This is a genomic window from Neobacillus sp. C211 (genome assembly GCF_051842875.1).
Lineage (GTDB): Bacteria > Bacillota > Bacilli > Bacillales > Cytobacillaceae > Neobacillus.
This window is the reverse complement of record NZ_JBPXRO010000007.1, coordinates 138323-152244: the sequence shown is the minus strand read 5'-3', so window position 1 is coordinate 152244 and position 13922 is coordinate 138323. Positions and strand designations below refer to the sequence as shown.

General features: G+C 40.0%; 15 protein-coding genes. 3 read left to right on the top strand and 12 right to left on the bottom strand.

The annotated features are described in order from the left end of the window. Positions 1–185: 185 nt before the first annotated feature. The 5 genes from ACSU6B_RS09255 to ACSU6B_RS09235 all read right to left on the bottom strand — a co-directional run bounded on the left by ACSU6B_RS09255 (position 186) and on the right by ACSU6B_RS09235 (position 5261). The gene (locus ACSU6B_RS09255; protein ID WP_410884594.1) at positions 186–1331 is read right to left on the bottom strand and encodes an ABC transporter permease; all 1146 of its coding nucleotides are present in this window, start codon (positions 1329–1331) and stop codon (positions 186–188) included. Then, the gene (locus ACSU6B_RS09250) at positions 1331–2443 is read right to left on the bottom strand and encodes an ABC transporter permease (protein WP_410884592.1); all 1113 of its coding nucleotides are present in this window, start codon (positions 2441–2443) and stop codon (positions 1331–1333) included. The genes ACSU6B_RS09255 and ACSU6B_RS09250 overlap by 1 nt, the downstream gene beginning before the upstream one ends. A gap of 13 nt (positions 2444–2456) precedes the next feature. Beyond that, entirely contained in the window at positions 2457–3395 is a 939-nt protein-coding gene (locus ACSU6B_RS09245; RefSeq protein ID WP_410884590.1) for an ABC transporter ATP-binding protein, read from the bottom strand. A 116-nt stretch (positions 3396–3511) separates the two neighbouring features. Beyond that, positions 3512–4618, bottom strand: coding sequence for a sensor histidine kinase (locus ACSU6B_RS09240; RefSeq protein WP_410884588.1), 1107 nt, complete (start codon positions 4616–4618; stop codon positions 3512–3514). A gap of 1 nt (position 4619) precedes the next feature. Then, entirely contained in the window at positions 4620–5261 is a 642-nt protein-coding gene (locus ACSU6B_RS09235; protein WP_410884648.1) for a response regulator, read from the bottom strand. 220 nt (positions 5262–5481) lie between these two features. Here ACSU6B_RS09235 and ACSU6B_RS09230 point away from each other — a divergent pair, with 220 nt between their 5' ends. Next, the gene (locus ACSU6B_RS09230; RefSeq protein WP_251032807.1) at positions 5482–5868 is read left to right on the top strand and encodes a hypothetical protein; all 387 of its coding nucleotides are present in this window, start codon (positions 5482–5484) and stop codon (positions 5866–5868) included. A 207-nt stretch (positions 5869–6075) separates the two neighbouring features. On the opposite strand, the gene ACSU6B_RS09225 is transcribed toward ACSU6B_RS09230, so the two are convergent. After that, entirely contained in the window at positions 6076–6243 is a 168-nt protein-coding gene (locus tag ACSU6B_RS09225) for an aspartyl-phosphate phosphatase Spo0E family protein (RefSeq protein ID WP_168240888.1), read from the bottom strand. A gap of 348 nt (positions 6244–6591) precedes the next feature. On the opposite strand from ACSU6B_RS09225, the gene ACSU6B_RS09220 reads away from it, so the two are divergent. Continuing rightward, positions 6592–7062, top strand: coding sequence for a DUF6376 family protein (locus ACSU6B_RS09220; protein ID WP_410884586.1), 471 nt, complete (start codon positions 6592–6594; stop codon positions 7060–7062). Between the two features lie 252 nt (positions 7063–7314). On the opposite strand, the gene ACSU6B_RS09215 is transcribed toward ACSU6B_RS09220, so the two are convergent. Both ACSU6B_RS09215 and ACSU6B_RS09210 read right to left on the bottom strand, forming a co-directional pair. Further along, positions 7315–7770, bottom strand: a complete 456-nt coding sequence (locus tag ACSU6B_RS09215) for a hypothetical protein (RefSeq protein ID WP_410884584.1) — start codon at positions 7768–7770, stop codon at positions 7315–7317. 18 nt (positions 7771–7788) lie between these two features. Next, positions 7789–8553: a hypothetical protein gene (locus tag ACSU6B_RS09210; protein ID WP_410884582.1), complete on the bottom strand. Its 765-nt coding sequence runs from the start codon at positions 8551–8553 to the stop codon at positions 7789–7791. Between the two features lie 146 nt (positions 8554–8699). On the opposite strand from ACSU6B_RS09210, the gene ACSU6B_RS09205 reads away from it, so the two are divergent. After that, positions 8700–9233, top strand: coding sequence for an NUDIX hydrolase (locus ACSU6B_RS09205; RefSeq protein WP_410884580.1), 534 nt, complete (start codon positions 8700–8702; stop codon positions 9231–9233). A 191-nt stretch (positions 9234–9424) separates the two neighbouring features. Here the strand turns inward: ACSU6B_RS09205 and ACSU6B_RS09200 are convergent, their stop codons facing one another. The 4 genes from ACSU6B_RS09200 to ACSU6B_RS09185 form a co-directional block, all read right to left on the bottom strand. Further along, positions 9425–9850: an OsmC family protein gene (locus tag ACSU6B_RS09200; RefSeq protein WP_410884646.1), complete on the bottom strand. Its 426-nt coding sequence runs from the start codon at positions 9848–9850 to the stop codon at positions 9425–9427. 223 nt (positions 9851–10073) lie between these two features. Then, positions 10074–11552 carry a glycoside hydrolase family 32 protein gene (locus tag ACSU6B_RS09195; RefSeq protein ID WP_410884578.1) on the bottom strand — a complete coding sequence of 493 codons (1479 nt, stop codon included), beginning with the start codon at positions 11550–11552 and terminating at the stop codon, positions 10074–10076. Positions 11553–11627: 75 nt separating this feature from the next. Then, positions 11628–12983: a glycoside hydrolase family 172 protein gene (locus ACSU6B_RS09190; protein ID WP_410884576.1), complete on the bottom strand. Its 1356-nt coding sequence runs from the start codon at positions 12981–12983 to the stop codon at positions 11628–11630. Positions 12984–13012: 29 nt separating this feature from the next. Beyond that, positions 13013–13921 (bottom strand): carbohydrate ABC transporter permease, encoded by a 909-nt coding sequence (locus ACSU6B_RS09185; protein ID WP_410884574.1) that lies wholly within the window; start codon positions 13919–13921, stop codon positions 13013–13015. Position 13922: the final 1 nt, after the last annotated feature.

The following is a 13922-nucleotide window of genomic DNA, read 5'->3' as shown; positions in this document are numbered from 1 at the left end:
TGGAAAGCGTCGAATATAAAACCTAGTTTTCGTGAGTCTATGTTACCTTTCGTCTTTTTTCAATATATAAAGGAAAATGAGAGGATAAGAGAAGAGTGGCAAGGAAATGTCAAAAAAAACCTCGAAGAATACAGTCTTCGAGGTTAGTTCTGGATTTTTGAGGCAGGTACATCGCATATCCTTATTTAGACAAAAGTCTGTGTCGAATTATTTCGGCTGAATCGATACACTGCAATCAAGAAAAACGCAGCGGCAAAGGCGAATAGAATCATGAAATTTAAATACAACCCACTAAATTCATTTCCTTCCTGAAGCTTCGTTAACGTATCCAATGTCCAGCGCTGCGGCAGGAAATTAGCAATTTTCTGTAACGATTTCGGCATCACTTCCACCGGCCAGAAGCAGCCGGAAAGCATCACGGTCGGGGTGATAATTAAATTTTGTAAGGCGCCCGCGGCACTGCGGCTGTTTGAAAAAGAAACAATCACTAATGAAATCCCAACGGAAATCAATGAAAATAGCAGCATGACGAACGCCGCTGACCAAAAGGACATATTGATGCCAATACCAAAGATACTTTTCATAATCGTTAACGTGATCAGCACCTGTATCGTCATCACAATCATGTTGACCATGACATTGGAGAAGATATACTTCCTGGCATTAATTGGTGTTGATAATAACCGAAAATAGGTGCGGTTTTCTTTTTCCAAAAGGATGATCTCGGACATATTGCCGGCCGACATCAGCATGATCATAATCAAGAAGCCAATCGTTTGGTTGGTCATAAACTTGTTTTTTGAAGAATCTTCTAAAGCATTTGTGGTCAGCTTATAATCTGTTTGCTGGTAATCCTGATACATCTGCTCAAAAGTCTGTTGATTACCTCCCGCAACATAACTGATCGTCGCAATATTATCGATATACTGATGTAAATAAGATTTCACGTATGCGGTAATTGCTGCACCCTTGATCGAGGTTAGTTGGATATGATCAGGCTCCCCAGCCAAGACACTGTCAGAATATCCTTTTTCAAAGGTAATAACACTATCTAGATCGCCAGACGAGATTTGATCTTGAACATCGGCCGCGTTAATCTTGGAGATTTCCACATTCTCTAATCTTTTTAAAAATTGAATTGTATCCGTAGTAATCTTGCTAGTGTCCTGATTAACAATTCCAACATGGAGGATTGTTTTTTGATCGCCGCCATAGACGAGCAGCGAGATAAAAATCCCGATTAACGGCATACATAGATACATAATAATGTTTTTCTTTTTTCGAAACGTCACACGTAACGTGTTCTGAATTAACCAGAGGATATCCTTCATTATAGCCCCTCCCGTCTTTGCAAAGAAATGATCGCCACGAGTAAAAATAAGAGCGCCCCGCCAAGATTGATTGTTAGTGCCGGAATAGCTGCCGCAAAGTCATTCGCATAAATAATCTTTGTCAGCGCTGTATTCATCCAGGTTAGCGGCGAAAGCTCGGTAATCAGCTTGAAAATGCCCGCCGGGTTTTCGATTTTAAAATAAGCTCCGCCAAAAAAGGACGATAACTGCACAAATAGCATGATGATCACTCTCGGACCTGCACTTGTTTTTGACAGGAAGCTGACGCCAATCCCCATGCTGACCGCAAAAACGACTTCTGTCAGCAGAACAAGGAATACCAATCCAAGATGTTCGCCCCAATTGGCTTTGAAAATGAGCTTGCTAAACAGGATGACGAGCAGGATACAGATGCTATTACTAACAAGACTCCCGAGCACTTTCCCGATGAAAATTTCACTTTTTCGTACGGGAGAAGCAATTAGGCGGTCCGCTGTCTTGCGAACTCTTTCGCTTATGATTAACGAGCTTGACGACATCGCGCCGTAAAGAACAATCATCGTTGTGATGACAATTGCATAATAATCCATCGATCCCGGCTGTTTATCGGGAAGCAGCGAGGTTTCCTTAATGAAATCTGCCGGCTTTTCACGCATGAAGGCACTTTCTAGCTTGTCCGGAGCCACCTTCATGACTTCAGAAGCAATATTGTATTGATCGACAAAGGAGGCGAGCATCCCTTGCAGAATATTTCCTTCAATACTGGTCCCATTATTGACATAGAGCTGAATCCCTTTATCGGTTACTTCTATATAACCATCATAGTTACCTTGCTTCACTTCTTTTTCTCCATCGCTATGTTCAGTTGCTTTTTTAAAATGAAGCCCTGATTTTTCGGCCTCAGTGATGAAGTGAGGAAAGTACTCACCCTGCGTTGTATCTTTATATAAGACATCGATATCATCGACGCGCAGACTGGCCGTAAACGTGTTCGACAGTGCCGTTCCAAGGACAAGCATTAACACAATTGGGAAAGCTAACATAAAAAACAAGGTTCGGGTGTCCCGGAAGTCTGTTTTAATACCCTTCCACGCGATATTGAGTATGTTCAAAGTGAGTCCCCCCTTATTGGTCACGGAGATTTCTACCCGTTAATGTTAAAAATACCGTTTCCAGGTTCGGTGCTTTTTCTTGTAGGGAGCGGATTTCGATCTGGCTGCTCATAAAATGCTCAATGATCTTATTTAAGTTATTGACGCCCGTATCTGAGTTAATTTTAATTAAGTTTTCATCGACTGAAACAGCTTCGACCCCGTTTATATCTTTAATCGATTCCAGGTTCACCTTTTCAGTGGATTTAACCTCAATCCAGACATCCTTTGTATTGGTAATGATCGACTTCAGCTGCTCCTGCGTTCCTTCGGCAATGATTTTTCCATGATCAATGATTGCAATCCGGGAACAGATTTCTTCGACTTCCTCCATATAGTGGCTCGTGTAAATAATCGTGCAGCCCATTTCATTCAGCCTTTTTACTGATGTAAGGATATAGTTACGGGACTGCGGATCAATCCCTACCGTGGGTTCATCCATGATGATCAACTTTGGACGATGGGCAATCGCACAAGCAATATTTAAGCGGCGCTTCATGCCGCCGGAAAAACTTTTCGGATAGCTTTTATGTTTATCCTGAAGACCGACGAAATCAAGGGCCTCCTCGACTCGTTCATTTAATTCGGCCCCACGCAGACCGTAAAGTCCAGCAAAGAATTTTACATTTTCATAAGCCGTCATATCCTCATAGATCGCCAAATCCTGAGGCACCATGCCAATATTCATTTTCGCAAATCGGCTGTATTTAGCACTATTTTTTCCGAGAATACCAATCGTTCCATCATTGCTGCGCAGCAGGCCGGCAATCATGTTAATCGTCGTACTTTTCCCGGCTCCATTGGCACCCAGAAAACCAAATATTTCTCCCTCTGCAACAGATAAACTCATATTATCAACTGCGATAAAGTCAGCGAATTTTTTCGTTAAGTTGTTAATTTCTAAAACGTTCATCCTCTCACCCCTAAATCGTTTGTCTATTTCCAGTATATAGAAAAAGAATGAACGCGCATAAGTGCAATCGTTCATTCTTTTCACATGAGAATATTCATATTGTGAGTGTGAGATTCTCATAAACCCAGTGGCAGGAGCGTAGTGACGGAAAAACCATCACTGCTGTCGACAATCATTTTTCCATGGACAGATGCCGTCCGCTCCTCCATTCCGATGATACCTAGGCCTTTTTTAATCGTTGCTGTTCCCGAACCATTATCCTTCACTTCAACTCTGATTATTTTGTTTAAAACCTTTAGATCTACGGAAACTTGTGTTGCATGTGAATACTTCATCGTATTCGTCAGCGACTCTGTGACATTTTCATGGATGATTTTCCATTGAATCGGCGCGATAATATCTAAATTGCCTTCATGGGTGAGGACGGTTTTTATCTGTTGTTTGGTGTTAAAATCATCGATTAGCAGCTTCAAGCGGTGAATCCCCACCTGTTCCGTGGGGGGCTTCATATTTTTTAGGGTCAGTCGGATGTTTTCGATCCCCTCTTTCGAAATGTTGATCGCATTTTGGAGGAGCTCGGTTGCTTTTTGTGGATCGGTCTCCATTAATCGTTTGGACGCTTCCATTTGAAAAAGCGCACCGGTCATCGAGTGGCCAATTTTATCATGAATCTCCTGTGAAATTCGGTTGCGTTCCTCTAATTTAAAGGTGTATTCGGACTGCCGTATGTATTCGGTATTTTCATTGATATTTTTCGTTAACTTCTGGAGTTTTTTTCGCATCGAATCGATTTGCGTTTCATTTTTTACCAGTCTATCGCCATAGATGGTCGTGACCGAAAAAATCATAAAAGAAAGACACGCCGCTAAACCGTACAGGGGCTGCAACGATTCATTCATATACAAGATAGGAAGCAAGGAAAGAACCATTAACGTTATTTTTTTATCAAAATAACCAGCGGCCAATTCCACAATCGATATAGGCAGGAGCAGGCTAAACAAGGGATCCACGATGAGATAGGCTCCTGTCGTAATAGCGATGGATACCATATGCAGAATCCTTTTGATGGTGTTATTTTTAAAAATATAAAGCGTAATATTGGCACAAAAATACACGAGAAAGGCGAGGACAACCCAGGAGATATGGCTGATATTCGTTTGTACTGAAAGGTAAGCAATATACACTAATAAAATCAGCTTCGTAAAAATGATCCAAAACTCCATCTTAGTCTACTTTTCCCGTCAGATAGTAAATCGCAATTTGAGTTCGGTGCTCAAGTTCGGTCTTGCCTAAAATAGACGTGATGTAATTGGCTACCGTCCCCTCAGAGATAAATAATTCCTTGGAGATTGCTTTATTGGAATACCCCTTCGCAATCAAGGACATGATCTCTCGTTCACGTTCGGTAAACCCTGTGAGATCGATTTTTGTTTCAGGTTCTTTATTAGACGCCGACAAATTGGACTTTATTTTTTCAAGAATAACATCCTGAAGAATGCTGTTTCCATGGAAAACACTCTTCATCGCATCACGGATTTGTTCGGGGGCATTGTTTTTTAATAGATAGCCCTTGGCCCCATTTTTGATGGCATCGAGGATGTATTCATCATCATCAAATGTCGTTAATATGATTGGCTTGGTGTTCGTTGTTTCAGTAATCAGCTTCGTGGCTTCCACCCCGTTCATATTAGGCATGCGAACATCGAGCAGGGCGATGTCGACTTCATGCTTTTGACAGTAATCGACCGCCTCTTTTCCATCACTGACGGTGTCCAGCACTTCAAATTCCCGGTAGGTAGATAGAATGATTTTCAGACCTTCTCGAATAAATGAGTTATCATCCGCAATTATGACTTTAATTTTCATAAGTTTAAGAGCCACTTCCTTATTTTTACTCTCTATACCTGCCATTATAGCAAGAAACCTGGAGGAGGATGCATATCAAATCAAATCGCGGATTTCATAAATGTGTTCATCCGCCCATTCATTGGACGTTTATCATGCATACAGTACAAAAGGTAACCATTTTCAAGGGTACCAAAAGGACGATTTGTTATTGACAAAAAAAGGAGATGTATTTGTAATGATGGGAGGACATTTTGGCGGTCACCAGGGGGGACATCATGGGGGGCACGACTTTGGGCATCACGATGGACACCATGGGGGCTATCACGACTTTGGGCATCATGATGGACACCATGGGGGCTATCACGACTTTGGGCATCATGATGGATACCATGGGGGCTATCACGGAGGCTATCATGGAGGGTACCACGGTGGGTATCACGGAGGCTACCCTGGCTATGGTGGTTATGGCGCTCCATTTGTAGGGGGAATGTTAGGCGGCCTCACGGGCGGGGCATTGTCATCTGGCGGAGGGTATCCATACCCAGTACCTGCCCCATACCCAGCACCCTATCCGGCACCTGTAACATATCCAACCAGCTATCCATATAGAGGGTATCCATATTAGTAGTTGAATAAGAGACTGATTTCAATGAAGTGGAACTGACACTAGGTAGATACCTTTTGAGCCAAAAAATAAAGCGTAGAAGGCCTCCTCAAAGGACTTTTACGCTTTTTCTCTATGAGAGAGTTACCATGATATTCTGCATGGTATCTAGTGCCTTTTCTTTCAAACTTAATCATTATGAATATATTGGATAAATATAATAAGTAATTAAGCAGATATTTTCTCTAGTAAACCCATTTGTAAGTTGATTAATTTATCAAGCTTTTCACTTAGTTTTACCGTCTCAACTGAAGTAAAACCTTTGGATAGCCCCACTGAAATCATTGTTTTTCTAAGATGTTCGATTTTGGTAAATAGATCGTCGTTAGTCATCATCAGAAACTCCTTATTTTAGAACTTGTACTAAGTGTACCAATTGAAAGCGAATACAATAAAATAGTTTTCATCATCAAATATCGACACTTTTTACTATCTTGATAATGTTTATGACATTTAATTTTATAGTGACACTCGGAATATGCCGAATACTGCATTCTGCCAAGGAAAAAAGTTCATTTTTTGGACACAAAGATACATAAAGTCAATAGGATGATGAATTTCAGAAACAGCATCCTGTTCTACAAGCACTAGAATGAATATTATTTTTGTATCTGAATACATAAATAAGAAGAGCGTAAAAAACTGTTTCTTCTATAATACTTATGGTGAAACGGAGGTTTTTAGATGAAAAGGTGGTTGACTGTTTTTTCTGCCAGTCTATTGCTGCTCCTGAGTGGGTGTTCTTATTTAAACACGGCGGCTGACACGCTTGATTATGTAAAGGAAGCCACAAGCTACGCAGCAACCCTAGACAAATTTGCCGCTGAAACTCCTCCACTTATCAAACAGTCGATAGACATCCAAGTAGCAGCAGATGAACTCACGGCACAACTCCAACAGATGAAAAATGAGATACAATCCTTTAATACTCTTGATGTCCCGGAAACAGTAAAGGGGTTTCATCAGGAAATTATTGAACAAAATAACCTCTTAACTCAACAAATTGACCTCTACCTAAAGGATCTCAAAGACGGCAAACTTAACCCATCAATCCTTGAAGACAGCAAACTACTTCAACCCATTCAAGAAATCACAACGATAATCGAGCAAATCCAAAAGCTCGGGGCGCAAGTGAACGAAACACTTGGTGCCTGACACTTAGAAAAGCGGAAGCGCCCGTTTAGCGGCGTATGGACTGGAGCGCTTTGACTGAGATAAAGGAAACACGAAGAGCGACAGCGATTCGATGTTGACTTATCGTAGGGAAAAGAGCGAAGTCCACTAGCCGCTGGGCGCTGGAGCTAGACAGTTTTTCAAAAACTTATATCTCCTTATATTAAAAAGACGAGATTTTTCCTCTCGTCTTTTTACATACTTTAACGCATGAAACTTATAACAGCGCGAGGGTCAGACCCCCTTTATTCTTGTCATACCGAGTGCATTATTTTCCCAGATGATTTTTTCTACAGACTCCCATTGATGTTCTTCACAACGAATCATGAGGACTATTTCTGAACTAATGTTTTTTGCTCCACCTTTACTTTTTTTCACAAGTAACAATTTTATCAAAAATCCTAGTAGTAAACCGCTCACCGCTCCAATAATTCCCCATATAATCGGACCCCATTTTAGTACATAGCCGTAAATGGCCCCAAGTAGCATGAAACAGGTTCCTAACATGGCGGCTGCATCAAAAAGACTCAACCCGTCCGCCCGATGAATCGTATCAAATAATTTTCGCGGTTCAGATCTTTTATCGAGAGGGGCCGCTAATAGCTTATCATTTGAAATTCCGTTTTGTTCCAAGGCTGTGATAGCTAACTCAATAAAAATGCTATTCTCGAAAGTGACAATGACAAACAATGGACAAACACTCACCTTCTACAAAGGGTAAAGGAAATCTTTACTTTGATATTTTTGCCGCAAATATTTGGACATTTCTTTTTCAAACAGTTTGTTGTTTTCAATCGTTAAAACATAAGAATCGTAAATGATGAAAAAATAAATAGACGGGAAATAAATGGTCCATTGCATATTTAGTTCATTTATAGCTTTTGTAAACTCTCCCACCATTGAGTAGTTAATCGCTTTGGGAATATGCCCCAAATAACATATGGCTACCGCATAAACAAATATAAAGAATCCTGTAATAACATGATGGAGATACAGATGACCTAAACCAGGAAATAAGGCTGACCAGATGAGAGCTATTGACGGTTTTCGTTTATCCAAGTAATTGACATCAAATGTTCCCATTTGCATGATCAAGACCTGAGCGTCCTCTCGGTCAGCTAATATATACTGCTTGTTTAAATCAACGGTTGTCCGATAACTATCCCAAATTCCAAACATATAAATAGCCAGATAGAGAATCAACCACCGATTATCCAATACGTCTTTTGCTTTTTCAAATTCACCCAATAAGGTATATAAAATTCCGAGGTTCACTTTTGCCCGATCATTAATAAATGTCTCCCAGAGAATGAGAATATACCCGGCCGCGTAACGATGCTGCATGATATGCCCAAATCCTGGATAGGAAAAGGAAAAAAAGGCTGAAATCCATGGGTTTTTTAAATGCAGCTGTCCTGTCGAAAATTGGGATAAATACGACCTTTGTCTTCGAAACGGAGGTATTTGATTCAATAGTAAGTTCTTCTCCTTTAAAATTGTACGTCTTCGATTATCGTTTGCAAATTATGGGATAAATATCCACGTCGGGTATAATTAGTCAATCAGCCACAATCCATGTAAAATAGTTTAAAGATAATGAAATGTAGAGGTGAATGGGTATGGTTTGGAAGATTAGTAGTTCCATTAAAGAACAGGTAGATCGCTTCGGGGTGATTATAGAAAAGGTCATTGTCCCGAATGGAGAGGAAAAGAACTTTTCCTATTTAGATTTTGCAAAGGGCGTATGTATCCTGCCGATCACTGCGGATAAAGAGATTATTTGTTTAAAACAATATCGACATGCGATAAAGAGTTGGCAATGGGAGCTTCCTGCCGGGATGATTGACAAAGAAAGTGATGCTCCACTAGAAACCGCCAAAAGAGAGCTTGAGGAGGAAACAGGCAATAAAGCAGAATATTGGCTGGATTTAGGAAGCTTTTATCCTTCTCCTGGTTCAACAAGCGAGGAAATCTATTTATTTGCAGCAACAGGCCTCATCGCTACAGAGCAACGATTGGAAAGCAGTGAACAAATTGAGTTACATAAGCAAACTATGGAAGAAGTAATGACTTTAATTATAAATGGGGAGTTCAAGCATGGTGCGGGCCTCGCCGCGATATTACGATATATGTTGATGACGGAGAATAATTGATGTAGGTTATGGATGGTTATAAGAGAACGATTTAGTCTTCGAAGAGCCATTTGTGTTACGTGGCCGTAATCTTTGATATTCCTTGGCTTCGGGCACGTAGAACCTTTCTACATTACTCCAAACCTCAATAAACTTTTTTATAAAGCATATAAATAAGAAGTAACACCAGTTGGTTGTTACTTCTTTCAATGTTATATTGTCTTTTCACCTTTTACCCCATTAATAGAGTAGCTGACGGATATTTCTGAGTTCAAGGAATGGGAGACGGAACAGTATTTGTCTTTCGATAATTGAATCGCCCGAATCACTTTATCTTCAGGCAATTCTCCTTCTATCGCATAATGAATGTTAATCGTTGTAAAGCGCTTAGGATGATCTTCGGCACGTTCGCCTTTAACATCCATATGAAAAGCGGATGGCTCGAGGCGCATTTTATTCAGGATAGAAATAATATCTATCCCTGTACAACCTGCCACTGCCTGTAGCAGCAGTTCCGTGGGTCTTGGTCCTGAATTCTCTCCTCCGACTTCTGGGGCTGCATCCATCGTAAATTCATGTCCGGAAGGAGTAACCCCAGTAAACGCCATTTTCTCTTTCCAATTAATTGTTAACTCCATACTCATTCCCCTTTCACTTTTAATATTCTTACCCATTCATCACTTCCTTATTTTAGATAATCGTTTAAATAATAGCATTTAACAGGTCTTCACTGTTTCCTCAAGGGTCGGTATTGCCGAAATGTTGTGCTATTAGATCCTTCAATATCTGTTTTTGTTTAAAAACAAAGCTCTAATCATATATATTCGATTAGAGCCCTATCTTAATTTCAAAAAGAAGTATTTAATTCCACACAGAATCTAACTTCCATGATTCAATACTATTTACAGAAACCTTGCCGCCCTTTGTAAAAAGGTTAAACTGCTTGCTAGTCTCCTCCGGGAAGATTCGATTAGTAATGACCTGCTCCCCATCGTTAACAAATAGCTCAATAGATGTAGTATCCATAAAAATCCGGAGATTCAAGGTGCCATCTTGCTTCATCACCAGTGGTGCTTTGCTAATTCCTTTTTCACCGCAGCCCGAGTGCTCCCGGTCCATGACTATCTCTTTATTTTCCAGATCGAGGAGAATTTCTGTTTTTTCTTTTCCATCCGCTGAACATCTTAATTGAATCCCAAATAAGGAAGCCTCTGTCTCGTTGAGGTTAATATCGAGACTGATCTCTGAAACGGATTCTTGTTGTTCATATACTGTCACTTTTTCTGTAACTTCAAGCGCATCTAGTTTCTGGTAGTCGAATCTTAATTCTGTAAGCTCTGAAACTGGCTTTTGCTTTAGAATATTTCCTTCCAATACAAGCTCTCTTGGAATCGTCATCGCCCCAGCCCAGCCGAACTCTTGAGAAGGCATTTTTGTTAACCATTTTTCCATCCAACCAATCATGATACGACGCCCATTTTCATCAACCAAAGTCTGAGGGGCATAGAAGTCAAACCCATAATCTAACGTCCTGCTCGTACTTTGAGTAAAAATGCCTTGGTCATAGTCCATATTACCAATCACGTAAAAAGGCTTTTCGTTTTGAGTCCCATACATTGGCGAAACAATTAAGGCATGCGTCTGGTTGATTGGAAAAAGATCTGGACACTCCCACATATCTCCTTGAGAGCCATCACTTTCTGCAGCTACTCCTTTATATGTCCAATCCTTTAAATCATCCGATACATAGAGTACTGCTTTCCCTTTTCCCTCTTTCTTCGTTCCTACAACCATGTACCATTTGCCATCATGCTGCCAAACTTTTGGATCGCGGAAATCATGTGTACCATCGACTGGGAAGTTATCTACAACAGGGTTTTGTCTATATTTTTCAAAAGATATTCCATCGTTACTTGTGGCAATATTTTGAACCTGTTGTGGCAGGTTGCCATCTACATGCCCCGTATAAATTAGCACCAACTCATCTCCGTCTACGACTGCACTTCCAGAGAAACAGCCATACCCAGTGACGTCACCAGAGTCGTAGGACTCTGATGGCGCCAAAGCAACCGGTAAGTGCTCCCAATGTAATAGGTCCTTACTTTTTGCATGTCCCCAGTGCATTGGCCCCCAGCTAGAAGCGTAGGGATAGAATTGATAGAATAGATGATATTCACCTTTATATTGCACTAATCCGTTCGGGTCATTAATCCAGCCAGTCGGTGCCATAAAGTGATAGTGTAATCTATATCGACTTTTTGCAATACTAGCTTTCTTGGCGTCAGTTTCTTGGTTTGCTCTTTCAAGAGCCTCTAAGTGTTTCGTATTTATACGATTCATAAATATCACCTATTTCCATTTAATATAAGCTGATATATAGATTGATAGAAACATTTATCCCGAATTTTATTAATCTTAATTCCATTTACCCTTAAGGCTTTCTTTTACACGTTGAGCATGCTCTTTATTTCCAATAGAAGATTCTCTTGTTTTGTTGTATTTAATTTCCATTTGTTTCTTCTTCTCTTTCACATAGAATGCTTCTCTTTCTTTTGCTGATTCAAATGCCTTTTGCTGCTCTTCATTTAGTTCTTTCTTAGCCTTTTGTTTCACAACTGGCATTTGGGCAACATGCGGTAATCTATCTTCCACTGGAAGGATATCAAGCTTTGGCGATGGTAACGTCTGATACCAATAAGCAGTTGACGACCAGTCATCTGACAAGTGATTTGCATGTCCATGCTCTATTGTAACCTTAATGCTTTCAGAGAAATGAATGGGATCTGCGATGTGGAATCTATAGGAAACCTGGTAACCGGGTTTGTCACTCTCATGAATAATCGATCCGTTATACAAGAATGCATTCTTTTGCATTCCCCATGCGTGTCCAAAGTAATCCTCAGTACCTGTTCCATCAATACTAGGTTCTTTTTCACCGTCGATGAAGATCATATCATCACCTTCACCCCACCAACTTCCCTGGAAGTGATTTACTGATAAGTTACAACCCACATAATGCCCCTTACCTTCTGTTTCTAAAATCACATAGTTATCTTCACCTGTTAGATTTGATACACTCTGGATAGCAGGGCTATTTACTTGAAGGTCATTTCCCCAGCCTTCACAAGGATTTTCACGATGCCAGTTCGCATGGAAGTAGACAGTATCTTTAGGCAACTCTTCTTTATATAGCTCATAATCGATATAGAAATACAGACCAAATGGTAATGAGTTTTCGTTCACGATTTCAATTTTTGCCTTTTTGTTAAATGGCATTGGGAAATAGCAGTTTAAGGCAGCGGGCGCACCAAACTTATTTGCTTCCTCTGGTTTAACAGAAACATTGAATGGTACGGATTGAAAATTACCTGGTAACGAATGTCCCACACAGAAAAAATCTCCAAATGGCGCCAAAACGCTTGGTGTATCTTGATCATCCCAAGTAATTTTAATCAATGCTTTTCTGTAATAAAATGGATCTTGTTCTTCCCACGTAACACCTAGCGCATTGTGGATTTCATTTACTGGTGCTACATTACTGCCTAAAACTGGATCCACGATACTTGGCCCCATAATTTTTCTGCAGAAAGATGTCATCCAAAAGTGTGTTAAGCAGCCAGGTCCTTCGATTTCTCCTAATACTACTGACTCGTTTGGTGGAATCAGCCAATAATCTTGGTTTCTTCCTGATTGGTCAGAACTTGAAACCCTTGATGATCTCACATCTGTATGTCTAGTTAAATTTTGCATAAGTCCGTTAGAAGTTTTCATAATAAAGTTGCCTCCATATCATTGTTTTTTTATCCTTTAACTGCTCCAGCAGTCATACCCTTAATAATGTGTTTTTGGAAAACTCCATAAAATACTAATTGTGGAATAATAAATAGTAAGCTTGCTGATACAATTCCACCGTAATCAATGTTGTATCTTCCTTTAAATTCCGATATCGCAAGCGGAATGGTCATATGGTCAGGATCACTAATAAGTGTGACTGCAAAAGGGAATTCATTCCAGATATAAAGAATATTAAAGATAAAGATCGTCATGACCACTGGCCTGATGACCGGGAAAACCACTTTTGTACACAATGTAAATAAGTTACAGCCATCAATTACTGCTGCTTCTTCAATTTCAGCCGGGAAATCTTTTAGAAAGCCGGTAAACAATAACGTATTAAATGAAATCGAAGTAGCAATATACGGTAAAATAAGTGATAGATACGTATTTTCAATCCCTAGCGAAATCGTAATTCGGTAGATTGGAAACAATAAGATAAACGGCGGGATGGCAAGCCCAATAATAAGAAAATAGTACAAGCCATTTTTTAATTTTTCACGTTTATATATTAATCTACTAATGGCATAAGAGCTCATAAAGGTAATGATCATTTCTAGGAATACCGATACAATGGCAATAATAAAGGTATTCTTATAAAGTAAGCCCATATCCAATGTTTCGAAAGCGCGCTTATAGTTATCGAAGTTTAGACTATCAGGTAACGAAAATGGATTTGTAAGGATCGTCTGGTTATCTTGAAAGGATAAGACAATCATCCAAATAAAAGGAACCATTACTAGTAATGTGACTGCATAAGTAAGGATGCTGGAAAGCTTATTCAATCTAGATTCTTTACGAGTCAATGATTCAATCGAAGTGTCTTGTGACACCGTTGGCTTCATTGGAGCAATATAGGTATCTTCTGACTTCATC

Coding starts and splice junctions, on each gene's coding strand:
- ACSU6B_RS09255 (WP_410884594.1), bottom strand. CDS start 1,331: ATGAAGGATATCCTCTGGTTAATTCAGAACACGTTACGTGTGACGTTT.
- ACSU6B_RS09245 (WP_410884590.1), bottom strand. CDS start 3,395: ATGAACGTTTTAGAAATTAACAACTTAACGAAAAAATTCGCTGACTTT.
- ACSU6B_RS09240 (WP_410884588.1), bottom strand. CDS start 4,618: ATGGAGTTTTGGATCATTTTTACGAAGCTGATTTTATTAGTGTATATT.
- ACSU6B_RS09235 (WP_410884648.1), bottom strand. CDS start 5,261: ATGAAAATTAAAGTCATAATTGCGGATGATAACTCATTTATTCGAGAA.
- ACSU6B_RS09230 (WP_251032807.1), top strand. CDS start 5,482: ATGGGAGGACATTTTGGCGGTCACCAGGGGGGACATCATGGGGGGCAC.
- ACSU6B_RS09225 (WP_168240888.1), bottom strand. CDS start 6,243: ATGATGACTAACGACGATCTATTTACCAAAATCGAACATCTTAGAAAA.
- ACSU6B_RS09220 (WP_410884586.1), top strand. CDS start 6,592: ATGAAAAGGTGGTTGACTGTTTTTTCTGCCAGTCTATTGCTGCTCCTG.
- ACSU6B_RS09205 (WP_410884580.1), top strand. CDS start 8,700: ATGGTTTGGAAGATTAGTAGTTCCATTAAAGAACAGGTAGATCGCTTC.
- ACSU6B_RS09200 (WP_410884646.1), bottom strand. CDS start 9,850: ATGGAGTTAACAATTAATTGGAAAGAGAAAATGGCGTTTACTGGGGTT.
- ACSU6B_RS09195 (WP_410884578.1), bottom strand. CDS start 11,552: ATGAATCGTATAAATACGAAACACTTAGAGGCTCTTGAAAGAGCAAAC.
- ACSU6B_RS09190 (WP_410884576.1), bottom strand. CDS start 12,983: ATGAAAACTTCTAACGGACTTATGCAAAATTTAACTAGACATACAGAT.
- ACSU6B_RS09185 (WP_410884574.1), bottom strand. CDS start 13,921: ATGAAGTCAGAAGATACCTATATTGCTCCAATGAAGCCAACGGTGTCA.